Below are 25,828 nucleotides of genomic sequence, written 5' to 3'. Positions count from 1 at the left end.
TGGGGGCCCGGGGAGACGGTCTCCCCGGTCAGGAGCTCTTGCCGATCTGGTTGCCCCACAGCGACGCGTCGTCGACGTTGTCCTCGGTCACCAGCGGTGCCGGGAGCTGGTCCTCCAGGATTCCGCTGGGCAGCCGGACGATGGTGCTGTCGTGGTCGGTCGGGCCCGGGCGGAAGGTCTCGCCCTCCATCGCCCGCTTGATGTAGTAGATGCCGTATTTGGCGTACTGGTCGGCCGGCTGGGAGACGGTCGCGTCGATCAGACCCTTGCGGATCGCGTCCAGCTCCTGCGGGATCCCGTCGTTGGAGACGATCACGACGTGCCCGGGACTACCGGCCGCCACCAGCGCGTTGTGCCGCCGCAGCGTGCTCAGCGTGGGTGCCAGGTACACACCGCCGGCCTGCATGTAGATGCCCTTGATATCGGGGTTGGCGGTGTACAGCGCCTCGAGACCCGCCGCCGCCCTTTCCGCCTTCCAGACGGCGGGAATGTCCAGCACCCTGATGCCCGGGTAGTTCTTCTTGATGCACGCGCTGAACGCCTCAGACCGGTCCCGTCCGTTGACCGACGCCAGATCGCCCTGGATCTGGACGACCTTGCCCGTCTTCACCGCGTCACCGATGTGCCGACAGGCCTTCTCCCCGTAGGCGCGGTTGTCGGCCCTGACCACCATCGCCACCTTGCCCTTGTCCGGCGCCACATCGACGGCGACCACCGGCACGTCCTTGCGCTGAGCGGCGTTCAGCCCGGCGACGATCGCCGCGGAGTCCAGCGGCGATACGACCAGGCCCTTCACGTCCTGGGCGAGCAGATTCTGGATGTCGGTGATCTGTTTGCTCGGATCGGAGTCGGAGTTCACCGTCTGAAGCAGGCGGACGTCCTGGGCGGCGGCCTGTTCGGGGATGTAGGAGTCGTACGACTCCCAGAACGGTGAGGTGAGCAGCGGCAGCACCACCCCGACCTCGCCCGAGGCGGTGTCGTCGGTGCTGCTCGTGTCCCCGCCGCAGGCGGTGACGGCCGGCCCGCAGCCGAGTGCGAGGGCTGTTCCGACAGCGGCGATGCGTCGCTTCATGGTGCTCGGCTCCGAGTGCGTGGTCAGTGGTGGGTCAGCGGTCGGTGATCGGTCGGTGATCGGTCGGTCTCAGTGGTGGGTCAGCGGTCGGTGGTCGGTCGGCGGTCGGTCGGTGATCGGTCGGTGGTCGGTCAGGTCAGGTCAGGTCAGTGGAAGGTGTCCGGACGTGTGCGGATGCCCTGGATCCCTCCGTCCACGACGAGTGCCGTCCCGGTGGTGGCACCGGCCAGCGGCCCGGCGAGATACGCGATGGCGTCCGCGACCTGCTGGGCGGTGACCAGACGGCCGGTGGGCTGGCGGGCGATGAGCGCGGCGCGTTCGGCCTCCGGGTCGTCGGAGTGTTCGAGCAGTCGGCGCACCCAGGGGGTGTCCACGGTGCCCGGGTTGACGCAGTTGACCCGGATGCCCTCGCCGATGTGGTCGGCGGCCATCGCCAGGGTCAGCGCGAGCACCGCGCCCTTGCTGGCCGCGTACAGCGCCCGCTGCGGCAGCCCGGCCAGCGCCGCGACCGAGCAGGTGTTGACGATGGCCGCGCTGGGAGACCGGCGCAGATACGGCAGTGCCGCCCGGCTGGTGCGGACGATGCCGAGCACATTGATGTCCAGCACGTGGTGCCATTCCTCGTCCGCGTTGTCCTCGACGGTGCCCCGGGCGCCGATGCCGGCGTTGTTGACCAGCACATCCAGGCCTCCGAACAGGTCCGCCACCCGGCTCACGGCATCGGCCACCGACACGGCGTCCCCGACATCGGCCTGTACCGGATGCAGCCACGCGGGCACGGGCCCGGGAACCCGGTCGAGCACCGCCACCCGGCATCCCCGCGCGGCCAGGGTCTCGGCGGTGGCCAGCCCGATCCCGGACGCCCCGCCGGTGACGACCGCGGCCAGCCCCTGGAATTCCTCCCCGGTGTTCATACCGAAGGCCCTTCGGCCGCGGGTCCTTCAGCCGGGGGCTCGTCGTACGGTCCGGCCGAGGACTCGTCGTACGGTCCGGCCGAGGACTCGTCGTACGGTCCGGCCGAGGACTCGTCGTACGGTCCGGCCGAGGACTCGTCGTACGGTCCGGCCGAGGACTCGTCGTACGGGGCCTGCCAGGCGGCGCCGCCTGGGAACGCGTACGCGGCGAGCGACTCGGGCCGCATCGCCGAGCTGAAGCCGGGGGCGGTCGGGGCCGCGTACCGCCCCCGGACGATCACTACCGGGTCGAGGAAGTGCTCGTGCAGATGATCCACGTACTCGATGACCCGGTCCTGGAGGGTGCCGGAGACCGCCAGATAGTCGAACATCGCCAGATGCTGCACGAGTTCGCACAGGCCCACCCCGCCCGCGTGCGGGCACACCGGGATCCCGAACTTGGCCGCGAGCAGGAGGATCGCCAGGTTCTCATTGACTCCCCCGACCCGACAGGCGTCCAACTGCAGAAAGTCGAGCGCTTCCGCCTGGAGCAGTTGCTTGAACATCACCCGGTTGTGGACGTGCTCGCCCGCCGCCACCCGCACCGGCGCCACCTCCCGGCGGATCGCCGCGAGACCGAGAATGTCGTCCGGGCTGGTCGGCTCCTCGATCCAGTACGGGTCGAACTCCGCCAGCCGCCGGACCCACCCGACCGCCTCGGCGACCCCCCAGCGCTGATTGGCGTCCAGCGCCATCCGCACCCCGGGGCCGATCACCCCCCGCGCGGTACGGCACCGCCGCTCATCGTCCTCAGGATCGGCGCCGACCTTGAGTTTGATCTGCGTGAACCCACTGTCCACGGCCTCCCGGGCCAACCCGGCGACCTTGCTGTCCGGATAGCCGAGCCAGCCGGGAGACGTGGCATACGCCGGATACCCCTCGGCGAGCAGCCGCGCTTCCCTCTCCCCCATCCCGCTCCGCGCCCGCCGCAGAATCCCCAGCGCCTCATCGGGGGTCAGTGCGTCCTCCACATAACGGAAGTCGATCAACGAGACCACCTGCTCGGGCGCGAGGTCGGCCAGCAGCTTCCACAGCGGCTTCGCCTCCCGCTTCGCGTACAGGTCCCACACGGCGTTCACCACGGCCCCGATGGCCATGTGCACCACGCCCTTCTCCGGCCCCAGCCATCGCAGCTGGCTGTCGCCGACGAGCGAGCGGCAGAACCCCCCGAGGTCGGACAGGACCTCTCCCAGCCGCAGCCCCACCACATGCGGGCGCAGGGCGTTGATCGCCGCCACCTCGACCTCATTGCCCCGGCCGATGGTGAAGCAGAACCCATGCCCCTCCAGCCCGTCCCCGGCATCGGTGCGGATGATCACATAGGACGCCGAATAGTCCGGATCGGGATTCATCGCGTCCGATCCTTCAAGCCGACGAGACGTGGGAAACCGGATGTCGTAGGCGTCCAGCGCCGTGATCCGCCCCCGCGTCGGGTGGGGCCTCATGTCAGGCGGCTCATCGACGTCATCGGAAGGACTCCAGAGAATCAGGCCTGACGGCAAGCTTGAACACCCAAATGACTGTATATCGCCCAAAAGCCCCGTCCGCACTACCGCACGCCTGTGTCTACGAGGACTTGGTACGGCAACGGCGCCCGTCGTGATCGCCGACCGGCTCGACCATCGGCGTGGTCACGAGCGGGGACCTCGCCGATGCCAGGCCACGAGCCGGTGAACAGCGCGCCCTGCCCGAGCGGTTCGCGCACCGGTTCGACAGGGAGGACCCACGCCGGTCGACACCGGCCCACCCGCTGGCCCCATCGCTCGACCAGAGCGGAAGAACGGCTGGACACTTGGGGAGCAGACCGGGCACTCAGGTCAGGATCGCACCCACTGGTTACTGAACCGGATCGAGTGGGACGCCGGCGAGGTCCTGGACGGCCTCCGCGGTTACGTCGTCGAGCACCTCGGAGACCGGAATGCCGTTCTGATCGTCGATGACACCGGCTTTCCGAAGAAGGGCGTCCGCGGCCGACCCCTGGATCACAGCCGACTCCCCTGCCTCTACCTGGACGCAACCTAATGCAAGGTGCGCGTAAACCATCGGATCGTCTCCCAGGCCCTGGTCATCGCCACCGGCATCAGCGAGGACGGCGGCCCCGAGGTGCTGGGAGTGATGGTCGGTGGCAGTGAGACCGAAGCATTCTGGAGCGACTTCCTGCGCTCCCTGCGCCAACGCGGCCTGGGCGGAGTCCGCCTGGTCATCTCCGACAGCCACAGCGGCCTGGTGGCAGCTATCCGCAAGGTCATGCTCGGCCCGCCTGGCAGCGTTGTCGGGTGCACTTCCTGAGGAACGCGTTCTCCCTGATCCCCGAGGGGTCCGGCGAAATGGTCGTGGCCACCATCCGCACCATGACCTTGTCGAGGGAGCGTGAGCGTGGCCCGGGCCCTGTGCGCCGCGCCGGGCCCAACTCGGCGACCGACGGCTCCGGTTCGGCACTTCGTACGGCATCGTGCCTGGTCAGCGATGGTGTACCGGTTCGGCGGGAAGATCTCTGGGTATAGTGCAGGCGTTTCGGAGAACCGGCGGCGGCCGGTGTCGGTCGGCCTCACGCGCAACCTCGCGCTCATCGACGCCCGCGACCCTGGCGGACCCCCGATGACCACATCACTGAGGAGGCCGGCATGGAACCCGTCACGCTGATCACTGGTGGCTCGACCGGAATCGGCGCCGCCACCGCCCGCGCCCTGCTCAAGCAGGGCCAGCGCGTGGCCGTCACCGGGCGTGACGCGGACAAGCTGGCCGCCTTCGCCGCTTCGGCCGGAGCGGGCGGGCGACTGCTGACGATCACCGGCGACACCAGCGACGAGCACGATGTCGCCTCAGCCGTGCGCCACGTGGTGGACGCGTGGGGCCGGCTGGACAACGTCATCGCCAACGCCGGTTTCTCGCTGCCCGGCAACCTGGAGAGCCACGCCCCCGAGGACATGCGCGCCATGGTCCTCACCAACGTCCTGGGCCCGGCCCTGCTCGTGCGGGAGACCCTGCCGCACCTCAGGGAGTACAAGGGCCGGATCGTGATCATCGGTTCGGTCGCCGGGGTGCGCAACACGCCCGGCAACCTGTACTCGGTCACCAAGTGGGCCGCGCACGCGCTGGCCGAGAATACCCGGCTGCTGGTCGGCAAGGACGGGGTCGGCGTGACCGTCGTCGCCCCCGGGGTGGTGGACACCCCGTTCTGGGACAAGCGCGGCGGCACCCCCGAGGCGGCGCCGTCGATGACCGCCGAGCAGATCGCGGACACGATCGTCTTCGCCGTCAACCAGCCCGCGGGCGTGGACATCAACCACATCACCATGCGGCCAGCCGGGCAGCTCGGCTGACGCCGCGCTCCCGACAACCATACGAAATGGCGCCCTTGGCCCCCGCCGCGTACCACGCGGTGCGGGCCGAGGGCGCCTTCGGGCGTCCGGGTCCACGCGCGGCGTCAGGCGGAGAGGTGGGCACACCCGGGAATGACCACCCCGGACCGCTCGAAGTCGGCCACGGTGGGCGCCCCCATCAGGGCCATGACCTCCTCAAAATCGCCCATGAGCAGCCGCAGGACGTCCGCGACGCCCTCCGCTCCGGAGTGGGCGAGCCCCCACAGGGCCGGGCGTCCGACCATCACCGCGTCCGCGCCCAGGCACAGGGCCTTGGCGATGTCGGCGCCGTGCCGGACCCCGCCGTCGAGGACGACGGCGCACCGCCCGGCGACGGTGTCCACGATCTCGGCGAGGGCATCGGGGGCGCTGCGGGAGAAGTCCAGCTGACGGCCGCCGTGGTTGGAGACGACCAGCCCCGAGACGCCGTGCTTGACGGCCAGTTCGGCGTCCTCCCCGGTGAGTACGCCCTTCAGCACCACGGGCAGGGAGGTCACTTCGCGCAGCCAGGCGAGGTCCTCCCAGGTGATCGAGGCGTCGAACTGCTCCTTGGAGTGCCGGGCGATGGCCGACTCCCCGTCCCGGCCGCCGTGCGAGGCGGCCATCACGTCGTGCGCCACATTGACTGCCCGGATGCCCGGGGGCACCGCGAACCCGTTGGTGGCGTCCCGGGGACGGAACGCCACCCTGGGCGCGTCGACGGTGAGGACCAGCGCGCGGAAACCGGTGGCCTCGGCTCGGTGGATCAGGTCCACCAGGAGGTCGCGGCGCTTGAGCCAGTACAGCTGCAGCCACAGCGGGCCGGTGGCCGCGGCGGCGATGTCCTCCAGCGTCCGGCTCGCGAACATGCTGACCGTGAGCAGGGCGCCGACCTCACCCGCGGCCCGAGCCGTCGCCACCTCGCCCGCCGGGTGGGCGAGTTGGTGGTACGCCATGGGGGCGATGCCCAGGGGGGCGGCGAGGTCCGCCCCGAGCAGCTCCGTGCGGGGGTCGCAGTGGGAGACGTCGACGAGACAACGCGGCCGCAGTCGGATCCGGTCCAGGGCCTCCCGTCCCGCCGTCAGCATCGACTCGGTGCCGCTGCCACCCGCGAAGAAGTCCCACACCGGTCGCGGCAGCCGCTCCTTGGCCGCTGCCTCGTAGGCGCGCAGCAGCACCACATCTTCTCCGTTCGCCGTACTGGTCAGGGGGTTCGGGACACCGCCGTCAGGCGGCGGTGCCGGTGCTCTGCGCGGTGATGAAGGCGGCCAGCCTGGCCATGCCCTCGGTGATGACCTCCGGGCTCTGCGCGCTGCATGACAGGCGCAGTTGGTGGGTGCCTCCGCCATCCAGGTGGAAGTCGCTCATCGGCGTCCAGAGCACGCCATAGGTGCGCGCGGACAGCTCCAGGGCCTTGTGGTCGGCGGCGAAGGGCACGGTGACGACGGCGAAGAAGCCGCCGTCCGGACGGTTCCAGGAGATGCCGAGCTCGGCCCGGCGCTCCGCGGGGAAGTGCCGCTCCAGCTCGCCGAGGAGCGTGTCCATGTTCGTGCGGTAGTACGCGATGGCCCCGGCGTTCGCCTCGCGCAGTCGGCAGTCGCTCTCGATGAGCAGTCCGCCGATGACGGCCTGGCTGACGGCCGAGGTGTTGACGGTCGTCATGCTCTTGATCTTGGACAGTTCATCGGCGAGCAGTGAGCGCCGGCCGCCCGGGCCGATGACCTCCTGGTCGGCGATGACGTAGCCCACCCGGGCCCCGGGCAGCGCCGTCTTGGCGAAGGAGCCCAGGTGCACCACGTGGCGGCCCGTGTCGAGGGCCTTGAGCGTGGGGCGGGCCGAGCCGGTCCGTACGAAGAAGCCGTAGGGGTCGTCCTCCAGGACGAGCAGGTCCTCCTCCGCGGCCACCCGCAGCAGGCGCTCGCGGTCCGGGAGGCTCATGCTGGTGCCGGACGGGTTGGCGAAGTCCGGGACGACGTAGAAGGCCCGGACCCGTTCGCCGGCTTCCCTGGCGGCCCGCACGGCCGCCGACACGGCCTCCGGGTCAGGACCGGCGGGGCCCTCGGGCACGGGCCGCACCCGGATGCCCAGGAGCCGGGCCACGCCCGTGATACCCACGTAGCACGGCGAGCTGACCAGCAGCGTGTCCTCGGGAGCGGCGAAGAGCGCCCGCAGGATGAGAAGCATGGCCTCCTGGCAGCCGGTCGTCACCACGACGGCTTCCGGGGGTACCTCGATCCCCTCGTCGTTGGCGACCGTCCGGGCGATCAGCTCGTGGATGATCCCGTTGGTGCGGCCGTACTGGAACAACTGGGTGCGCACCTGGTCGCGCGACCAGCCCAGGGTCTCTTCCAGGTGGCTGGTGTACGTGTGCAGGTGACGCGCGAGGTCCTCGGGCTCGAAGTCGCCCTCGGTGGGCCGACCGGGCGCGAAGGAGATGGCCTGCGGGAACCGGCCGACGACCTCGTTGAGGAAGTTCATGGCGTCGAGGACCGCGTCGCTGAGCGACCCGTGCAGTTCGTCGAGCGCCAGGGCGTGCGGGGACGGCAGGGCGGCTTCTCTCACCGCTCAGACTCCTCTCGGCGCGGCCGCGTAAGCCGTGCTCAGGGTGGGGGCCGTGGCGCGTGCGGGGATCCGGGCTCGGCCCTGTATGCCGCGGACCAAGGCCGTGGTGAGCCGATCCGTGTGGGCGCGCCGCTGCTCAGGCTCGTGGGCGGTGCCCAGGCTCTGCAGGGCGTCGACCACCTGGTGCAGGTCCTGGGCGAAACCGGCGAGGACGTCGGCGACGGCCACGGCGTTGGAGCCGAGGATGTCGGTCCACAGGTCGGCGCTGCCCGCGGCGAGGCGGGTGATGTCCTGCAGTCCCTGTCCGGCGAGCCCCAGCTGGGACGGGTCGCCGTGCAGTAACTGCCCCGCGATCAGGCTCGACACCAGGTGCGGGGCGTGCGAGGTGAGCGCCACCGCACGGTCGTGCTCGGCATGGGCCATCACGACCGGCCGGGCGCAACACAACTCGGCCAGGCGCCGTGCGCGTTCGACGGTCTGTGCCCGGGTGTGCACGGAGGGGGTGAGCACCCAGGGCCGTCCGTGGAACAGGTCGTCCCGGGCGGCGAGCGGGCCGGACTGCTCCCGGCCGCCCATGGGGTGTCCGCCGACGAAGCGGGTCAGGTCACAGCCTGCCTGGTCCGCTTCCCGCTGGGGCAGTTCCTTGATACTCGCGGCGTCCGTGAAGTCGTGGGCGAGCCGCTGTAGTTGGTGTTCCTTCAGCGCCGCCGCGACGTGCCGCGGTGGTACCGCGATGACGGCCAGGTCGACCGGGCCACGAGGTGTTCCTGCGATTCCGGCCCCGAGGTCCGCGGCGGTGCGCGCCGCTTCCGGGTTTGCGTCGATCAGGTAGGTGGTCACGCCCCGGCCCCGAAGGGCCAGGGCGATCGAGGTACCGATCAGGCCGGTTCCGACCACTGCGGCACTCCGCATCAGTGGTGACTCCACAGGAGGGGGAGATACTCGGGGTCGCTGTAGTCGGGCGTGCCCTCGGCGGTGCGCCGCACGAGCACGTCGTGGTTGTAGTTGACCTGGGTGCCGTCCGAGCGGACGAAGTCGCGGTAGCGGTTCTCGCCGTCCTGCAGGTGGAGGGAGATGGCACGGCGCGGGCGGTCGCTGACGTTGGCACCGCTGCCATGGTAGGTGCGGCAGTGGTGGAAGTTGACGTGGCCCTTGGGGATGTAGACCGGGATCTTGTTGACCTCGACCCCGTTGTAGGCCGCGTTGTCCTCCAGCATTTGGTCCAGCTCGGAGCGGTCGCGCTCGGCGAAGTGCAGGGAGGTGGCGTCGTTGTCGGCCGTCTCCTTCCACAGGTGGCTGCCGTCGACCATCGTGATGGTGCCCATCTCCTCACCGCAGTCGTGGAAGGGGATGAACGCGGTCAGCATCCGCTCGGAAGTGGAGGTGGACCAGTAGTGGCGGTCGAAGTGCCAGGGCACTATGTTCGACTGCTCCTGCGCCACCGGGGGCTTGTAGATGAGCGTCGACTGGAACACCCGGATCTGCTCGGCCTCGGCCAGGCGCGCGGCGACGGCGCCCAGCAGCGGCTTGCGCAGGATGCGGCCTATCGTGTCGTCCTCGTAGTGGATGTAGTCGTTGTGCCGCTGGACGTCGCCCTTCTCCGGCTCCCAGTACGCCAGCTTGGGCGGGCGTACCGGCAGGGTGCGGTCGCGGTGGCCGGCGTAGAAGCGCTCGCTGGCGGCCTCCAGCTGCTCGACCTCCTCGTCGGTGAACAGCTTCTTCGACAGGTACCAGCCGTGCTCGGCGTAGAAGACGATGTCCTCATCCGTCGGGAGCAGCGCGCGCTCCTCGTCGGTGAGGGTGAAGCTCTGGGCGTCCTGGATGGTCATGGTCTTCCTTACAGGTGCGTGGTTCGGTGCGGAGACGGCGCGCGGAGCCGGGTCAGGAGACGGCCTTCTCGCGGGCGACCGCCTCATAGAGCGCCTTGATGTTGCCGCTGCCGAAGGTCCGGGCGCCGTGCCGGTCGATGACCTCCCAGAAGTACGTCTTCCGTACGTGCTGGGACTGGGTGAAGATCTGGAACACCTGGCCCCAGTGGTCCTCGTCGATCAGGACGTTGGTCCGGCGCAGGTCCTCGACCTGGAGGTTCGGGCGCTCGAAGCGCTCCTGGAGCTGTTCGTAGTACGAGCCCGGTGTCTGCAGGAAGCTGACGCCCCGCTTCTCCAGGGTCTGCACGGTGCCCACGATGTCGTCGCAGAGCAGCGCCAGGTGCTGCACACCGGCGCCGCCGTGGCGGGTCAGGAAGGTGTCGATCTGGCCGGGCTCACGGTCGGTGACCGGCTCGATCAGAGTGAAGGTCACCTTGCCGGACGGGCTCTGGACGACCTTGGAGTCCATGGCCTGGGTGCCGACCTCGATGAACTCCTCGAAGATCTGCGAGAAGCCGAAGACCTTCTCGTAGAACGCGACCGTGGGGCGCAGCTGGCCGGCGGGCAGGCAGATCGCCGCGTGGTCCACGGTGCTGAGCAGTTCCTCGCCCGCTTCGGGGTCGGCGGCGATGATGTCCATCACGCCGGGCAGGAACTGCTCGCGGTCGCCGGTGCGCTGGACGAACCGGTGGGCGACGTCGCCGAAGCCCAGGACCGTGGCGGTGACCACCTCGGTGCCGTCCGTGCTGTGGACGGTGGGCTGCTCGACGGCGGTGGCGCCCCGCTCGACGGCCACCTCGAAGGCCTTGGCGGCGTCACTGACCTCGAAGGCGATGTTGGCGACACCGTCACCGTGCTGCATCACGTAGGACGCGGCCGGGTGGGAGGGGTTGAGGGCGGAGGTGAGGACGACCTCGATGCCGCCCTGGCGCAGCAGCAGCGAGCGGTAGTCGGCCTGCCCGGTCTCGGGACCGGCCTGGCCGCAAATACGGAAGCCGAAAGCGGTGCAGAGATAGAACGCGGACTGCTGGGCATCTCCGACGTAGAACTCGACGTGGTCTACGGCCCCGATATCCATGCAAAACCCTTCTGTTTTCATGTTCGAGCAGGAGAAAGTCGAGATGTTTTCAGGGAGTGGCGAGCGGGTGAATCGAGAGATTCGGCTCCGAACATCGCCCTAGAGAGTGGAGAACTCGTTCAGCGGCGACCAGACACCGTAGTCGCCCTGACGGTAGAGAAGTGGCTCACGGGGGAAGACTGCGGCGCCTTCCACCCGGCCTACGACAAGCCAATGATCGCTCGCCTCGATCGCATTTTCAACCCTGCATTCCGCAAAGCCTAGCGAAACTTCGATAAGCAGCGGCGCACCTTCGGCAATAACCGAGGGACGCCATTCGACATGTGCGAACTTGTCCGTTGCCTTGCTCGCGAAAACCTGAGAGGCGTCGCGCCCGGACGAGGAGAGGAAGTTCACCGCGAACGCCTGCGACGAAATGATCGCCGGCAGTGTGCGGGACTCCTTGCCGACGGAGACCAGCAGCGTCGACGTCGCCGCCGACACCGCACAGACGGCGTTGCTGGTGAAACCGTACGGCTCACCCTTTCCGTCCGTTGCCGTCACGATGGCGATCGGGGTCGGGAACGAGCCAAAGAGTTCGCTGAAGCGCACAGAACCGACATCCATCAAGTTCCTCCGCGGAACAGCTCGTGAATCTTTTTCGGGCAGGCCGAAGAAACCAACGGCCCATGATGGTGTTTTTGTAACCGTGGCCGCCCCTTCGCGGCAGCGGTTATTCTGCGGTCGCGCCCGCGAGAGTCGCCTCACGTGCGGCGATCGCGTGGCCGAAAGCCCGGATCGTCAGCGGCAGCATGAGCGCACCGAACGCGGTGAGCGCCACGGCCAGCATCAGGACGAGTTGTTGCGGTCCCACATTGGATCCGGAGCCGGCCACGAGAATTCCCGCGATGGGCATGGCCAACATATTGAGCAAATAGAACGGCCCCATAACTTTTCCGAGGTGTTCTTGGGGAAGGACCTTGATGCGCTGCGTCCGGTTGAAGACGTTGAAGTACGTCACGCCGACCATGGCCGCCACGAACGCCGGGGCGTACAGCAGCATGGAGGAGGCCAAGCCGATGAGCAGCAGACAGGAGCAGAGCAGGGCGAGGCCGAAGATCCCGAGCATCCGCACGTTGACGTACCGGAGCAGGAACGGGATGACCAGGAGGTTGACGATCCCCAGCACGCCGATACAGATGTTCAGCAGGGCGAACGCCGACTCCGGGGCGTGGAACACACCCGTGACGAGTGCGACGTTGGCGGCGAGCACCACGGCGAAGACCAGGTTGATCGAGAAGTTGAGCGAGGCCAGCAGGACCAGGGGCCTGCTGCGGACCAGCATGGACCAGCCCAGCCGGAGATCGGCGACGATCTCCGCGGCTCCACCGCCCTTGCTCGGGGTGCCCAGCCCGCGCGGCAGCGGCAGCCAGCAGACAGCGGCGGCGGCGAAGACCACCGCCGCTGCGCCGAGCAGCCAGACCTTGTCGATGAAGGCCACGCCCAGCATCGCCAGGGCGGGCCCGACGGCCATCGCCGAGACCTCCATGCTCTGCACCAGGCCCTGGATCTTGGCCAGTTCGGTGCCCTTGGCCAACTGGGGCACGACCTTCTCCACGGACATGCGCACCGGCGCCATCAGCAACGAGAGCAGTGGCGCGGCCGTCATCAGGATGGGCGTCAGGAGTGAGGGCGCAGCCAGACAGCCGACGAGGGCGCCGCCGAGGACGACGGCCCGGCCGGCCGTGACGACGGAGAACAGCCGCGCCCCGCCGTCACGGTCGGCGAGGAGACCGGCGAAGGGGTACGCGAGGAGGGCCGGGAGCCACTCGATCGCGTAGGCGAGGCCGAGGGCCGACACCTCCTTGGTGTCCTGGAAGATGAGCAGAGGGATGGCGAACATCACCATCTGCTCGGCAACGACCCCGAGAAGGACACCGCAGGCGAAGAGCCGTTGGTGCAGCACGGATCGCGTGGTCATAAGATCGATCGCTCCCTTGTGCTCGGCCGGGAGCGGCCCGGCCCGAGACTTCTCACTGCGCCACCGGAACGGTTTCGATGTGGAAATCGGCGATGATCTTCCGGATGTCCTCCTCGACGGCCAGCTCGTCGCCGGTGAAGATGAACCGTCCGCTGTGCACCGCGTCATAGCTGCCGCCGGGCTCCATCACCTCGCCCGGGGCCGGCAACAACTCCCGCCAGATCGTGGCGAAGCGGTCCCGCATGGAGGTTGCCGAGACGACCTCGGCCGGCAGTCCGGCGGGCTTCGGGATGATCAGCCAGCCGCCGGACGGGTCACCCGTCTGCGGCGGGACCGTCGCCCGGCCCTCGCACAGGGCGTCCAGCCAGAGCTCGAAGAGGTTGACCCCGAAGAGCTTGTCCGTGAGGTACGGCACCTCGGCTCCGCCGATGCGGCCCGCGATCTCCAGGAACACCAGGTCCCCGTCGGGCGTGACGAAGAGTTCCAGGTGGAACGGCATGGAGGTCATGCCCAGCCCCGACACGCAGCGCCGGGCGAACTCGTGCACACGAGTGCGCAGCGGGGAGTCCTGGACGACGACCGAGCCGAGCGGCTGCCCGCCGGCCTCGAAGGCCAGGCAGTCGTTGATGTAGCGGGACACCGCCATGAACGGGATCCCGGCGTCCTCGTCCGCGAACCCGTCGACGTGATAGATCGCGCCTTCGATGAACTCCTCGAGCTCGTAGCCGCCAAGGTCGACCTCCGACAGCAGCGCGGTGAGCGCGGCCTCGTGCTCGACCCGGTGCACACCCATGCTCGCGGCCCCGGAAACCGGCTTGAGAATCAGCGGGAATCCGGTGGCCCGGGCGAACTCCAGCGCGGACTCGGCGCTTCCGCAGGCGTCGAATCGGGGCACGCGGACGCCCGCCTCGGCGACGAGCTCCTTCATCCGCAGCTTGTCGCGGTAGACCGCGACGTCCTCCGGGCGAGGCCCGGGGATGTCGAGCGCCACGCGGACCTCGGCCGCGATGCCGAGGGTGAACTCGGAGACGGCGATCAGCCGGTCGACCGGGCCGACCTCGTCCGCGACCCGGCGGACCGCGTCGCGCAACGCCTCGAAGTCGTTGACGTCCTCGATCTGGACGGTGCTCGCGATCCGCTCGGGATCGGCAAGGATCCCAGTGGCGCCGACCGCATCGACGACGTAGCTGACGCGGTGCCGCTCATGGTCGATGAGTTCCTCGAAGCGGCCCATCGAGAAGTCCCAGCGCGGCCCTTTCGTGAACCGCGGCCAGCGGTTGACGACGACAATATGCATGGCTCACTCCTCCGTCGCCACGGGAACCGTCTTGATCGACAGGGTTCGCCGGACGAACTCGATGGCTTCTTCCAGCTCCTCGCGCGAGTCCGCGGCGAGCACCGCGTACCCGGTGCGCTGCAGGGAGGAGGAGGTCCGCTGGACGGTGTCGCCGGCCTTGACCTTGGCGGCGGCGTCCACGATGGCGGGGTGCGCGCGGACCTCGTCGAGGCCGTCGACGGCGATCACCTCGCCGGGGTCGGAGACCACGAAGAGACTGGCTGCGAACTTCACCGGCCCCTCGGGCGGCGGCGGCAGCTCGTCACCGACTACGAGCCGCAACACCAGCTCGAACCAGTCCATCCCGTACGCCAGGGAGCACAGCTCCATGATGTAGTCGCCGGGCGTGCGGACCGCGACCTCCATCACCGAGGGGCCAGAGCTCGTCATCCGGAATTCCAGGTGCACGATGCCGGTGCGCATCCCGATGGCGGCGATGACAGACCGACCCAGTTCGGCGACCTGCTCGGCCTCGGCGGGCGGCAGGGACACCGCGGCCCGGTGCTCCAGTTCGACGAAGTTGGGCGCGCCGGTGGTGGTCTTGGCGGTCAGGCTCGCGAACCAGACCTCGCCGTCGCGGACCAGGGCCTCCCAGCTGTACTCGGGGCCCTCGACCGCGGTCTCCACCAGCAGCGGCCGCTCCGAGGCGCGTCGTACCGCCGCGGCGTCGAAGGCGGCGGCGTCGGTGACGAGTTCGACGCCGTCGCTGCCGGCCGACGACAGCGGTTTGATCACCACGGGGAGGCGGGCTTTGGCCCACTCGGCCGCCTCGGCCAAGTCGTTGATGAGGAGGTAGTCGGGCTGGCCGATCCCGTGGGCGCGGAAGCGCCCGCGCTGCAGTGCCTTGTTCCGCGAGACCACGGCCGCGCCCAGGGACGGTCCGGGCAGCCCGTGGGTTTCCTGGGCCAGGGCAGCGCCCAGGACGTGGCACTCGGTGAACCCGAGAATCCCGGCCGGGCGGCTGCGCAGGGCGGCGTCGTGGGCGGTCTCTGCCCACAGCTCGTCCAGCGAGCCGTACTGGCCCTGGCTCGGCTCGACGGTGTCGACCAGGCCTTCGATGCCGACGGCCCAGTCCTGCGACTCGATACCGCGGACCCTCAGGCCGAGCCGGCGAGCGGATGCCACGTAGGGGCGGCCCATGACCCCGACGCCGACGAGGAGCAGTTCGCGCTCCTCCCGCCCGCTCATGACCCCTGCTCTTCGAGACGACGGATCAGGGGGGCGACGTGGGTGAAGAAGTTCCGCATCTCGTCGCGGGTCGGCCAGCCGGAGAAGATGAACTCGCTGATGCCCGCGGCCTTGTAGCTGTGGATGTAGCGGGCGACTTCCTCGTGGCTGCCGACGATGCACAGCGCCGGGCCGCCGCGGTAGGCCACGGCACCGGTCCAGATGTAGGGCGAGAGCCACTCGTCCTTGGCGCTTTCCGCCAGCTGGTACGAGGACTTGACCGCCTCGGAGTCGGTGGTGTTCACCCACTGGCGGATCCACGCCGTGTGGTCCTCGTCCGGGTTGCGCATGAGGTTGGCGAGCTCCGCCACCGCCTCCTCGCGCGTGTCGCGGGAGAGCACGTGCATACGGGTGCCCACGCGGCGGCCGACGTCCAGGAGCGGCTTGCTCGCCTTGGCCATGCCCTCGGGGGTGTCGCCGTAGCGCAGCCAGCAGTCGCCGGAGGCGATCGCCGTCTGCTGGGCGACGGCGGAGGCTCCGCTGATGTAGATCTCCGGGCGGCCGCCGTCCTTGTGGCCGAGGCCGAGCGCGGCGTCCTTGAGGGTGTAGTGCTGCCCGTCGTAGCTCATGGGCGACTCGCCCTCCCAGAGGCCGCGGATGACCTCGAGGAACTCGTTGCACCGGGCGTAGCGCTCGTCGTGGCTGAGGAAGTCTCCGTAACCGGCCTGCTCCGCCGGGGAGATGCCGGAGACGATGTTGAGGGAAATGCGCCCGTCGGTCATCCAGGACAGGGTGTTGACGACCTGCGCGAACAGGGTCGGCGACATCAGGCCAGGGCGGTAGGCCAGCATGAACTTGACGCGGTCCGTCACCTGCGAGAGGGCGCCGAGCACCGGCAGCGGGTCGGGCAGGTAGTTGGAGATACCGAACAGCAGGCTGTCGACGCCGAGTTCTTCGGCTTCCTGGACGAAGTCCCTGACCTCGCCCATGTCCAACTTGCCGATCTTGTACGTGTCCGTGGGCGTCGCCTGTCCCGTGTCGGGCGGGGAGCACCAGTGGAGACGGAGGGGTTCCATCGTGATTCTTTCTTCCGTTGCGGACATCGGGCACGCGTTGACTTCTAGGCGTTGAGCACGCGGACGCGGTCGCCGATCTCCGACCAGCGCTCGTGGGCCTCTTCGGGGGAGTCTGCGGTGAAGACGACGGCGGCGATCCGGCAGCTGTAGTCGGCCTCGTCGGTCTTGATCCCGGCGCCGGGCTCGACGAGGACGTGGCTCGCCACCACCCAGGGCTCGGCGGCGAGTTCGCCCCAGCCTTCGAGCCGCGCGTACGAACCCGCGCCGTCGGCCGTCAGGAAGCGGATGCCGGCTGCCTTGGCGACGGGCTCGCGGTATGCACCCGAGCGCTCCGGGTCGGCGCCGGTGATGCCCGCGAGGACCTTGCCCGGCAGCATGAGGCCGGTGGCCAATTCCATCAGCTCGGTGATCTTGTCGCCGGGCAGCCGCGCGGCCACCTCCATGAGGATCGGGCGACCCTCGCTGAGGCGCAGTTCGCAGTGGAACGGACCGGTCGTGATGCCCACGGCCTCGACGACACGCGTGGCGTACGACGCCAGTTCGTGGCGCGTGGCCTCATCCAGCGGGGCGGGCGTGAGGTGTCCGAGTTCCAGGAACCGGGGCTCGGGGCCGAGCAGCTTCCGGGTCACCGCGACGACGACCACTTCTCCGTCGCGCACATATCCGTCGGCGCTGTACTCCGTACCGGGCACGTATTGTTCGAGGATCGCGTCGCGGGTGAGCGCGCGGTCGAATTCGAGCCCTTCTTCGGCGTGCATCGCGGCCAGTGCCGCGCGCGCCTCCTCGATGCTGTCGACGCGCGAGACGTGCACGCTGCCGCCGGAATCGACGGGCTTGATGACCGCGGGGAACCCGACGTGCGCACAGGCCTCTTCGAGGTCCGCCGGGTCGCTCACGACCACGAAAGTCGGCACTTCCAGGCCAGCCTCGGCCACCGCTTGGCGCATTTTCCCCTTGTGCCGGACCTGATCGACGGCTGTGGGGGTCAGTGCAGGCAGTCCGAGACGCGCCGACAATTGCGCGGAACCGGGTACGTAGTATTCACCTCCGGCCACCACGGCATGAATCGCGTTTCGCTCATGGGATTCCACGACAGCGGCCTCGAGGGCGGCGTTGTCATTGGTGTCCACCGTGATTATCTCGGTGGTAAGCGAGCGCACCGCGTCGGCGATTACGCGACCCCCTTTCTCATAGGAGGCCACGACGACATCCCAGCCGACGGAACGGGCGTGCGCGACATAGGCGTTCGCCGAGAACGCCGGCTGCACCACTAGGACACGAAAAGACACAGAAGTTCCTCGAAATCTCACTCTGAGGTCGGCGATGGTTCATTTGGAGAGCACTCGGAGCCGCGTCACGGCATGGCGAAGCCAGCCACCGGGCCAGGGCATGAGTGATGCCAAAAGCCGCAAACGTCGTGGGCGCCACAGCGATCAGTAGAAGTTGACGGATGAACTTCCGCACGGAATCCGTGGGTCAGTCAGTCATGGATATTCATCTCGGGCAGGGCCCACCAGGCGCAGCAAAATCCCAAGGTAGAAGGAAGAACACAAGCAGTCGCCCCCCGCGTCGCTGCCAGTCAAAAATTTCCCGCGTAATGATCAAGATCGTAGGCGATAGCGCGACTCGAGGTCAACCATTCCAAGATCCTAATTCACCTGAAGCGACTGGCACCCTTATGTCCGCTTTGGTGAAACATGGTCGCGATATGCATGCCTGGCGCTATCCGCGCCATTCCCGCCTTTATCAGGAGGGCGTGAGCGGCACGTGTGCCCGGCCGGTCCTCGCCGGCCGGAATGCGATAATGGCGCACAGTGTGACGCACGTTACGAGGCGCCCACGCCCATTGACACGGCAGCTGAAGTTCCGATGTCTCAGCCGTTCAGCGCCGCATGTGAGGGCGGAGAGGGGTGCGGGCACAGCAGGGGAGTTGACCGTGGGGCTGTTGCTGGAGCCGGATGGACGGAGCGCTCACGGAACTGTTGGATCCTCGCGCAGACGCTGGGGCACGCCGGTCCGCACCGGCCGCATCACCGCCTCTCTCGGCCCGGTGAGGGACCTGATCGAGGACCCCCAGGACGGCTTCCCGTCCCTCTCCGTCGACACCCCCTGTTGCGGGACCGCCGTGTCGCTCGACCAGCTGGACTTCGACGGGGGCGCGCGCTGACGTGATTGCCGCTCCTGCCCCAGGGCGGGCCACCGTGCAACTCTGCGTCGTGAACGGCCAGTTCAGCACGGGAGGTGCAGGGTGACCCCGTCTCGGCATGACTTACTCCGGTTGTTGGAGTCACTACGTTCAACGGATGGGCTCGAACTCGTTCGTGGTGTGGGCGGGCAGACGCTCCAGAAACAGGCCGAGGCCGAGGCCCATATCGGCGCGGAGTGGAACGAGCACACCCAGACGCGCACCGCGCTTCGCAACGGCCAACCGCGGCAGGACGCTCACCACCCAAGCCGGCGACCTGGACCTCGCGATCCCCAAGCTGCGGTCGAGGAGCCCCTTCCCCGCGCTGCTGGAGCGGCGCCGCCGCATCGACCAGGCCCAGTACGCCGTCATCATGGAGGCTTACGTCCACGGTGTGTCCACACGGTCGGTCGACCCGGTCAAAGCCCTCGGCGCGTACACCGGGATATCCAGGAGCGAAGTCTCGCGGAGACGCATCAGCTCCTTGAGGACGTCGACAGTGCTGTGGACGTGCTTCCCTGGTGTCCGACCGCGCTAGCTCCAACTTGCGGGCGGAGTACGAGCCGTACGTATCCCCTTCACGCGCCACCCGCAGCAGCTCGGTCGACGAGAGCACGACGCACCTGCTCGAAGGTTGCGCCCTGAGCAACGTTGGCAATGGCGATCTCGATGTACGCGAGGTCCTGCAGCCGTGGAATACCCACACTCCCGACGCTCATCCTCGCCCTCCGTGGAACGCGGTTGCCCGGTACCACCGGGCGGACGTCGGCGAGCTACGGCACGAACGCCCCCCGAGGGGCAGGCCGTGGATGAGGCGCATCAATGCTCCGAGGACAAGAGGGGCCATATATAGGGGCCCGAGGTTCTGTCCGATACGCGACGACCAGCCCGCCGAGAATCGCTTCGGGCCGACAGCTGCCCCGCGCTACGAGAGATCACCACGACAAGCAGCGGGCGAGATGAGACGACCACCGCCGCAGGTGTGTGTCAGTACGCCTCGCTCCGAGCGCAGCGCCCATGCGGAGATGCCCTGCGCTCGGAGCAAGCAGGCTCCAAGGCCGCCGTGAAGGCCAAGCGGGTGAAGCCCAAGAAGTACGTCGTCGAGCCGCTCCGCTCTCGCATCGCTCACGCAAGCACTTCCACGGCATCCCGTCGTGCGGCTCGGCATGTCCCAGACATGAAAAAACCCCAGGTCACGGCGAGTGAGTCCTGGGGTTAATCCGAGCCGCCTTCGGGATTCGAACCCGAGACCTACGCATGACGAGACCGTGAGCGTTCGCGTCACATGGTGTCCTGCCATGCTGCGTGGTGACGTTTTACCTGATCAGAGCACCCGCGGGCTGGTTACCTCGTGCTACCACGTGATGCACCATCCAGGCGTCTGTCCACCGGCCGCCCACCGACAGGGCTGCTTGGCCAGCCGCCTCTCGCCACCCCTTCGCTTCTGACGAAATCCCGGCAGGGGTAGAGCCAGGCACGAGGACGACTTTCCATTCCTCACAAGGGGCGACCACGCAGCGCTTCATCACGAAACGCCGCAGCCTCCATCCACGACGACACCTCCGATCGAAACGATATCTCTCATGGGCGAAGAATGGTATCGTTTCGCTGGCAGGAACGTCTTCGAAGGGATCATCCACATGGCCAGAACCGTCATCGACCTCGACGAAGACATGGTCACCGAGGCCATGCGCATCTTCGGGACCAAAACGAAGGCCAAAGCCGTCCGCCTCGCCATGGAAGACGCCGTCAAGAGGCACCTGCGACAGGAGGGATTCGACGCCATGGAGGCCGGCGAGCTCGACTTCAGTGAGATCGTCGAGAACACCGGGCCCCGCAACGCAGACGGCTCCCTCAAGCACAACGGCGACCGCGACGGAGGCCGGGCCGCCTGATGCAGGACCGCTACCTGATCGACAAGTCCGCCCTTGCCCGCTGGACGAAGCCGAGCGTCAAGGAGGTGCTCAAGCCTCTGCACGAGCGCTACCTCCTCGCCGTATGCCAGCCCACCGAGTTCGAAATGATCCACTCCGCACGGGACAGCTCGGAAGCTACACGGATCAGCACCTGGCTCCACGCCTTCGACTACCTCCGCACCGACGACAACGTCTTCACCCGCGCTCTCGAGATCCAGCGCCATGCCCTCAACGCAGGCTTCCACCGTGCTCTTTCCCTCCCCGACCTGCTGATCGCCGCCACAGCGGAACTGAACCGGCGAACGCTCCTCCACTACGACGGAGACTTCGACATGATCGCCTCCCTCACCGGCCAACCCACCGAATGGGTCGTTCCGCCCGGCAGTGCCGACCGATGAGTATGTGTCGGCCTTCCCCACCTCCGATGAGTTGTCTGGTGTCCCTCATCGAATGGTCGCCGGGGAGCGCGGCAGCTGGCCTGCGTCAGCGCACTGGTCACCCTGTACAGCCTGGCTCGGATCCCTGCGGGTCCTGGGCTGGACCACCGGGGTAAGCCTCCTCGAACCGGCCCTCGCCATCTTCTTCCTGGCGCCGATCGCATATGCCCCCCTCGGCCTGTTCTACCTGGACAAGTTGCGTGTGAACCATCTGGACAGGATGTTCGACGCGATCAATGACGCCAACATCGAGATCGTGGAGCAGAACGCCCAGCGGCGGTCCGCGGTCGAGCTGTTGAAGGCCGTCCCGTGGAAGGCGTCGGAAAGCCGCACCTCGCGCGTCCACGGAAGGAACCTCTCGACCAGGTCCTTTTCGGCGGGGGCGTAGACGAGCGTGGTACCGCCCTCAGTCACGGTCGGTCCCGGCGGCTTCCGCGGCCTTGAGCTGAGTGACCCTCTCCAGGACCAGTGCGGCGTGGTGCTCCGGCTTCGGCACCGGGTGGAGCAGGGCCCGTATCCGACCGGCACGGTCGAGGATCACCGCGGCCCGGGCGAACAGGACGCGGTCGTCAGCTCGTACCTCGGGCACACCCAGGGCTCGGCCGAGCGTCAGGTCACCGTCACCGATGAGGGGGTAGCCCAGGTCCTGGGTCCGGGCGAAGTCGGCCAGGTGGCCAGGGGCATGCGCGCTGACGCCGAGCACCCGGACTCCGGCACGGGCGAAGCGGGCGGCGTCGTCGCGGGCGGAGCACAGGCCCGTCGTGCAGCCCGCCAGTTCGGGGAGGATCTCGCCGATGCCGGGTTCGGTGATGAAGAACAGAGCGGTCCATTCGTGGTCCGGGGAGGGCACGCCGATCGGGCCATCGGTGCTTTCGGCGGTGAAGTGCATGGTGGTGGTTCCTCGGTGAGTCGACAAGGCGGTCATGGCGGCCGGCGTCGGCACGGCCGACAGAGGGTCAGACGGTCTCCGCGTACTGCTCCGTCTCCCAGGGGGTGACGATGCGGTGCCATGCGGACCAGTCCGCTCGGGCGCCCCGGTCGACGGCCTGTGCGGCAAGGTCACCCAGTGCGCCGCGGACCGTGGTGTCCTGTGCCAGGGCCTGCAGGGCGGAAGGAAGGTCCGAGGGCAGAGCGGTGATCCCGTGCACGGCGAGGTTGTCTGCGGTCAGCTCATCCGCCGGCTGCTCGCACGCGTCAGCGAGCTTGAGATTCTTGTCCTGGCCGTCGGCGAATGCTGCCAGCACCCCGGCGAACAACAGATGCGGATTGGCCGCGGGATCCGGGCTGCGCATTTCCAGCCGCATCGAGCGCGGCGCGATGTTGTGGCCGACGACCTTGAACGCCGTGGAGCGGTTGTGCCGCGCCCAGCTGCGGTGCATGGGCGTGCCGGAGGCCGGGACCAGCCGCTTGTACGAGTTGACGTTCGGGTTGCCCAGCGCCGTCAGCGCCGGAGCGTGCTCGAGAACACCGGCGAGAGAGCTACGGAAGAGGGCGGACATGCCCTGCGGATCGGCGGCATCGTGGAAGAGCGGTGCCGAGTCCGCTTCAGTGTCCTCGAGCGAGACATGGACGTGCAGGGCATTGCCGTAGAGATGGGCGAGCGGCTTGGGCATGAAGACCGCCGCCATGCCACGGCGGCGTGCCATGACCCGGGCCGTGTGCTTGAGCAGCAGCAGCCGGTCCGCCGTCTCCAGGGCGCCTCCGTGCCGGAAAACGATCTCACGCTGTCCGTGGCAGACCTCGTGATGATGCCCGTCGACGGTCAGCCCCATCTGCTCCAGTGCTTCGCTGATGTCCCGGCAGACCTCGTCGGCCTGTTCGTCGACGCCCAGGTCCCAGTAGCCGGCGTTGTCGGCCGGCTGCCCGACGGCACCGGTGTCTGATCGGCGCAGCAGATAGAACTCGGCCTCCACACCGAAGACCGGGCGCTGCCCGCGGGCTTCCGAGCTCTCCACGGCCCGGCGCAGCACGGCTCGCGGGTCGGCTGCGAACGGCCGGCCCGTAGCATCCAGGACGTCGCAGAAGACCATCGCGATCGCCCGCCCGGAGGGGGTGGTCCAGGGCCTGCGTATGAGTGTCGATGTGTCCGGGACCAGCCGGAGGTCGCTGTGCCGGGCGTCGCCGTACCCGAGTAGCACTGCCCCGTCGAGGGTCCAGCCCTGGCCGCGTACCTCGGCCCAGCGGCTGGCGGGGACCTCCAACGTCTTCAGGCGTCCCGCGATGTCGGTGAAGAGCAACTGGACAAAATCCACGCTCTGTTCCAAGGGATCGGTGATCGTCTGTCGGGTCACGGGTGTAATGCTCCTGCGCTCGTGGAAGGAAGGGGGAACTGACTACGAGGTCCACCGCGAACTGCCCGTCGGTCATGTGGTGCGTGCCGATCACTCGGCCTGGCTCCCAGGTGACATTCGCGGCGAGGGCCAGCTCTCGCTGCACCTCCTGGGAGAAGACAGCGCGGTCGGTGCGTCGGATGAACTCTCGCCGGTCCGCCTCGGTGAGGCTGGTCCAGCCGGTGGGGTCGCTGTAGTAGCGGTTCTCGAAAAAACTCTCGCCACGGCTGTAGATGGTGGCCCACGGTGTAACCACAGTGACATCACGGTGCAGCGACAGAGAGAGATCACGCACGATCGTGCCCGCGGTCTCACCGGCCCCGACGACCAACACCCTGCGTGCCGAATCGGGCAGTCCCTCGGCGGTGAGACGCCAGAAGTCGCCGGTGCTCAGGACGCGGTCACCGTCGGTGGACACGACACCAGTGGTCGGACCCGGGCCCGAGACCACGAGTCCGCAGCCGTGCACCGTAGTCCGACCGCCGGCGCTGTCGACATTCAAAGCCCAACCGCCGTCGACGAGTTCGGCGCGCTGCACCTCTCCGGTGACAGTCCTGAGGCCCACCCGGTCTGCAGCCCATTCCAGGTAGTCGGCCCATTCCCGATGGCTCGGCTGGGGCCGTCCACGGTCGATCCAGCGCGCGTATGCGCCCCGGTCGAGCCGGGGCAGTGTGCCACTGCCGCGAGTCCACTTGGGTCCGGTAGAGAGCCAGTAGGAGTCAGGCGATTGCACGGACGTCCTTTTCGTACTGCTGCGGCCGGTCATCAGGTCCAGCACTCCGCACTGGGCAGGCGACGGGTGGGCGGTTCACCCTCGGCGGACGGGGAGGTGTGGACGGACACCAGGGCGGCGACCTCCTCGGCCCGTGCAACCGCGGCTGCTGTGTCTTCGCCCACTGTGACGGGAGCCAGAGTCTGGCCTTGTTCCACTCGTGGTCGACACATCACACACCGAACCCCCGTGGAAGTCCGCGACCTGCTCCCGGCCCCACTCTGATCATGACATGAGCATGCGAAATGATCACAATCAGCCAGGGGTCACTACCAGACCGCGACGGTTCGTGACGGTGGAGTGAATAGGACATGGAGGGCCAGAAAACTACAAAAGGGGGTCATGGGAACCTTGCGCGGTGGTGTTGGAGAAGTGGCCGGTCCTTGGCCGACACGATCGGGCAGCCGAGTAGCCGAGTAGCCGCGAATATTCCGTACGGCTGTGGGCTCGGTTCTTCGCGGACACGAGGACCACCAAGCAAGAGCCGTCGACGGAGGCCGCCATGGCAAGACTGGTGATCGTCATCGGCGTGGGGGCAGGTACCCGGGCCACCAGCGCGTCCCGCCCGCAGGGGCCGGGCATCGGCCGGCGACTCCCGTGCCCTGAGGCCAGTCGGCCCCGCGCAGAACCTTCACGAGAACCGACCCTGGCGTGCCGCACGTCTTGATCTACGGTGCCATCAGTCACCTACGAGGGGGAGGGGCCGTGGAACAGACAAGGACAGCGCTCGCCGAGCGAATTGCCGAGCGGAGAAGGGGAGTCGGTGACCCTCGTGCGCTGGTCGGTGAGATGCGGCGCTCGGTCCTTCTGGTTCCGACGGCCGGTGGAGGCCTCTGGTCGGCGCGGTCGGGCGGGGTGCGGTGGATCTGCGGGTTCACCGACGAGGCCGCACTGGCCCGGTTCGCCCTCTTTCACGGATCCGGTGATCAGCCCATGGACTACGCGGCGCTGCTGGGCGCACGCATCGTCGACGAGGTCGTGCCGTCCCTGGACGAGCCCGCCGGCCTCGCCGTCGACATCGCCACCGAGGACGGGTCGATGTTCTTCCCGCCGGTCGTCGGCGTCGTTCCGGACGGCGTCGCCGTCGACTCCGGCGAGGCACAGGAGGGGCGCGGTCATGGGCGGGGACGGGGCTGACCTGCGGTTCGACAAGGCGGCTGTCGCGAAGTTCACACAGGGCATGGGCGCGACCATCGACGAGCTCGGTGAACTCGGCGGCGCCACCGGTTCGGTGATGGGCAAGGGCTTCTCGGAGCTGTCGATGACCGGGATGGAGGCCGGGCACCACGGCCTCTCGGTCGACTTCGAGGACTTCTGCGAGCGCTGGGAGTGGGGTGTGCGAGCCCTGGTGAGCGACGCCGGCGCGATCGCGAACCGCCTCGGCCTGGCGGCGGGCACCCAGTGGGAGCACGACCAGTACGTCGAGGGCGCGCTGAAGGTGGGCGTCAACTCCGTGATGGGTGGCAACCCGCACGCCACCGAGGAGGAGATCACCCAGCAGGACTGGGGCGACGTGTTCACGCCGGACGCCCTCAACCCGGACTGGAGCGCCGAGTCGTGGGAGCAGGCAGGTCAGGAGGTGGAGCAGACGTGGAAGGACACGGGCCGCACCGTCCTCACCGAGGGCCAGGGCGGCCAGCGGTCCGAGATGCTCAACGACGCGCTCGGCATCTCCGACGACCAGTGGAACCAGGCACTGGACGACACCTTCGGCCCGTCGCCGGAGGAACGCGCCCAGCAGGCGCAGCAGCAGGGTGAGTCCGGGGGTAACTGAC

23 protein-coding genes and 3 pseudogenes are annotated in these 25,828 nt (G+C 68.5%); 8 read left to right on the top strand and 18 right to left on the bottom strand.

What is annotated here, in order from left to right; all coding sequences use genetic code 11:
- Positions 1–28 precede the first annotated feature (28 nt).
- From OG858_RS26300 to OG858_RS26290, 3 genes are all read right to left on the bottom strand, one after another.
- The gene (locus tag OG858_RS26300) at positions 29–1,072 is read right to left on the bottom strand and encodes a sugar ABC transporter substrate-binding protein (protein WP_086746325.1); all 1,044 of its coding nucleotides are present in this window, start codon (positions 1,070–1,072) and stop codon (positions 29–31) included.
- A 146-nt stretch (positions 1,073–1,218) separates the two neighbouring features.
- Positions 1,219–1,986, bottom strand: coding sequence for an SDR family NAD(P)-dependent oxidoreductase (locus OG858_RS26295; RefSeq protein ID WP_086746324.1), 768 nt, complete (start codon positions 1,984–1,986; stop codon positions 1,219–1,221).
- On the bottom strand, positions 1,983–3,470 hold the full coding sequence (locus OG858_RS26290; protein WP_327744765.1) for an L-fuconate dehydratase: 1,488 nt from the start codon (positions 3,468–3,470) through the stop codon (positions 1,983–1,985). The genes OG858_RS26295 and OG858_RS26290 overlap by 4 nt, the downstream gene beginning before the upstream one ends.
- 182 nt (positions 3,471–3,652) lie before the next feature.
- On the opposite strand from OG858_RS26290, the pseudogene OG858_RS26285 reads away from it, so the two are divergent.
- Positions 3,653–4,379 (top strand): annotated as a pseudogene (locus OG858_RS26285) (transposase); the annotation flags it as partial.
- 270 nt (positions 4,380–4,649) lie between these two features.
- Positions 4,650–5,348 carry an SDR family oxidoreductase gene (locus tag OG858_RS26280; RefSeq protein WP_086746322.1) on the top strand — a complete coding sequence of 233 codons (699 nt, stop codon included), beginning with the start codon at positions 4,650–4,652 and terminating at the stop codon, positions 5,346–5,348.
- Between the two features lie 104 nt (positions 5,349–5,452).
- On the opposite strand, the gene OG858_RS26275 is transcribed toward OG858_RS26280, so the two are convergent.
- The 11 genes from OG858_RS26275 to OG858_RS26225 form a co-directional block, all read right to left on the bottom strand.
- On the bottom strand, positions 5,453–6,547 hold the full coding sequence (locus OG858_RS26275; protein WP_179200752.1) for an alpha-hydroxy acid oxidase: 1,095 nt from the start codon (positions 6,545–6,547) through the stop codon (positions 5,453–5,455).
- A 46-nt stretch (positions 6,548–6,593) separates the two neighbouring features.
- Positions 6,594–7,928 (bottom strand): aminotransferase-like domain-containing protein, encoded by a 1,335-nt coding sequence (locus OG858_RS26270; RefSeq protein WP_256960156.1) that lies wholly within the window; start codon positions 7,926–7,928, stop codon positions 6,594–6,596.
- Positions 7,929–7,931: 3 nt separating this feature from the next.
- On the bottom strand, positions 7,932–8,840 hold the full coding sequence (locus tag OG858_RS26265) for a prephenate dehydrogenase (protein WP_086746321.1): 909 nt from the start codon (positions 8,838–8,840) through the stop codon (positions 7,932–7,934).
- Positions 8,840–9,757 carry a phytanoyl-CoA dioxygenase family protein gene (locus OG858_RS26260; RefSeq protein ID WP_086746320.1) on the bottom strand — a complete coding sequence of 306 codons (918 nt, stop codon included), beginning with the start codon at positions 9,755–9,757 and terminating at the stop codon, positions 8,840–8,842. Before OG858_RS26260 ends, OG858_RS26265 begins: the two co-directional genes overlap by 1 nt.
- 52 nt (positions 9,758–9,809) lie before the next feature.
- Entirely contained in the window at positions 9,810–10,874 is a 1,065-nt protein-coding gene (gene hppD, locus OG858_RS26255) for a 4-hydroxyphenylpyruvate dioxygenase (RefSeq protein ID WP_327724637.1), read from the bottom strand.
- A 99-nt stretch (positions 10,875–10,973) separates the two neighbouring features.
- Positions 10,974–11,480, bottom strand: coding sequence for a flavin reductase family protein (locus OG858_RS26250; RefSeq protein WP_086746318.1), 507 nt, complete (start codon positions 11,478–11,480; stop codon positions 10,974–10,976).
- A 106-nt stretch (positions 11,481–11,586) separates the two neighbouring features.
- Complete coding sequence (locus OG858_RS26245; RefSeq protein WP_086746317.1) at positions 11,587–12,834, bottom strand: MFS transporter; 1,248 nt, start codon at positions 12,832–12,834, stop codon at positions 11,587–11,589.
- 52 nt (positions 12,835–12,886) lie between these two features.
- Positions 12,887–14,131 (bottom strand): ATP-grasp domain-containing protein, encoded by a 1,245-nt coding sequence (locus OG858_RS26240; protein WP_086746316.1) that lies wholly within the window; start codon positions 14,129–14,131, stop codon positions 12,887–12,889.
- 3 nt (positions 14,132–14,134) lie between these two features.
- The gene (locus OG858_RS26235) at positions 14,135–15,358 is read right to left on the bottom strand and encodes an ATP-grasp domain-containing protein (protein WP_319317838.1); all 1,224 of its coding nucleotides are present in this window, start codon (positions 15,356–15,358) and stop codon (positions 14,135–14,137) included.
- Positions 15,355–16,413, bottom strand: coding sequence for an LLM class flavin-dependent oxidoreductase (locus tag OG858_RS26230; RefSeq protein WP_086746314.1), 1,059 nt, complete (start codon positions 16,411–16,413; stop codon positions 15,355–15,357). Before OG858_RS26230 ends, OG858_RS26235 begins: the two co-directional genes overlap by 4 nt.
- Before the next feature lie 44 nt (positions 16,414–16,457).
- A complete protein-coding gene (locus tag OG858_RS26225) occupies positions 16,458–17,702 on the bottom strand; it encodes an ATP-grasp domain-containing protein (protein ID WP_319262609.1) in 1,245 nt (414 codons plus the stop codon).
- A gap of 959 nt (positions 17,703–18,661) precedes the next feature.
- Here OG858_RS26225 and OG858_RS26220 point away from each other — a divergent pair.
- Positions 18,662–19,124 (top strand): annotated as a pseudogene (locus OG858_RS26220) (transposase); the annotation flags it as partial.
- A gap of 52 nt (positions 19,125–19,176) precedes the next feature.
- Here OG858_RS26220 and OG858_RS26215 read toward each other — a convergent pair.
- Positions 19,177–19,317 carry a hypothetical protein gene (locus OG858_RS26215; RefSeq protein ID WP_179200755.1) on the bottom strand — a complete coding sequence of 47 codons (141 nt, stop codon included), beginning with the start codon at positions 19,315–19,317 and terminating at the stop codon, positions 19,177–19,179.
- 921 nt (positions 19,318–20,238) lie between these two features.
- Between OG858_RS26215 and OG858_RS26210 the strand changes: the two genes are divergently transcribed.
- Genes OG858_RS26210 through OG858_RS26200 form a run of 3 tightly spaced genes read left to right on the top strand, consistent with a single transcriptional unit; the run spans position 20,239 to position 21,339 of the window.
- A complete protein-coding gene (locus OG858_RS26210) occupies positions 20,239–20,493 on the top strand; it encodes a type II toxin-antitoxin system VapB family antitoxin (RefSeq protein WP_013001761.1) in 255 nt (84 codons plus the stop codon).
- Positions 20,493–20,912, top strand: a complete 420-nt coding sequence (locus OG858_RS26205) for a PIN domain nuclease (protein ID WP_319262611.1) — start codon at positions 20,493–20,495, stop codon at positions 20,910–20,912. The genes OG858_RS26210 and OG858_RS26205 overlap by 1 nt, the downstream gene beginning before the upstream one ends.
- Positions 20,913–20,964: 52 nt before the next feature.
- Positions 20,965–21,339 (top strand): hypothetical protein, encoded by a 375-nt coding sequence (locus OG858_RS26200; protein ID WP_319262816.1) that lies wholly within the window; start codon positions 20,965–20,967, stop codon positions 21,337–21,339.
- Between the two features lie 18 nt (positions 21,340–21,357).
- On the opposite strand, the gene OG858_RS26195 is transcribed toward OG858_RS26200, so the two are convergent.
- The 3 genes and pseudogenes from OG858_RS26195 to OG858_RS48225 all read right to left on the bottom strand — a co-directional run.
- A complete protein-coding gene (locus tag OG858_RS26195) occupies positions 21,358–21,840 on the bottom strand; it encodes a redoxin domain-containing protein (protein ID WP_327724636.1) in 483 nt (160 codons plus the stop codon).
- A gap of 67 nt (positions 21,841–21,907) precedes the next feature.
- Entirely contained in the window at positions 21,908–23,242 is a 1,335-nt protein-coding gene (locus OG858_RS26190; protein WP_327724635.1) for a glutamine synthetase family protein, read from the bottom strand.
- Positions 23,243–23,420: 178 nt separating this feature from the next.
- Positions 23,421–24,047: pseudogene (locus tag OG858_RS48225) on the bottom strand (SidA/IucD/PvdA family monooxygenase); the annotation flags it as partial.
- Between the two features lie 711 nt (positions 24,048–24,758).
- Here OG858_RS48225 and OG858_RS26185 point away from each other — a divergent pair.
- Both OG858_RS26185 and OG858_RS26180 read left to right on the top strand, forming a co-directional pair.
- Positions 24,759–25,190, top strand: coding sequence for a hypothetical protein (locus tag OG858_RS26185; protein ID WP_179200753.1), 432 nt, complete (start codon positions 24,759–24,761; stop codon positions 25,188–25,190).
- Positions 25,171–25,827, top strand: coding sequence for a hypothetical protein (locus OG858_RS26180; protein WP_086746306.1), 657 nt, complete (start codon positions 25,171–25,173; stop codon positions 25,825–25,827). Before OG858_RS26185 ends, OG858_RS26180 begins: the two co-directional genes overlap by 20 nt.
- The last annotated feature ends 1 nt before the right edge of the window (position 25,828 follow it).

The sequence above is a fragment of the Streptomyces europaeiscabiei genome (assembly GCF_036346855.1).
In the GTDB taxonomy this organism is placed as follows: domain Bacteria; phylum Actinomycetota; class Actinomycetes; order Streptomycetales; family Streptomycetaceae; genus Streptomyces; species Streptomyces europaeiscabiei.
This window is presented reverse-complemented; position numbering and strand designations above follow the sequence as displayed.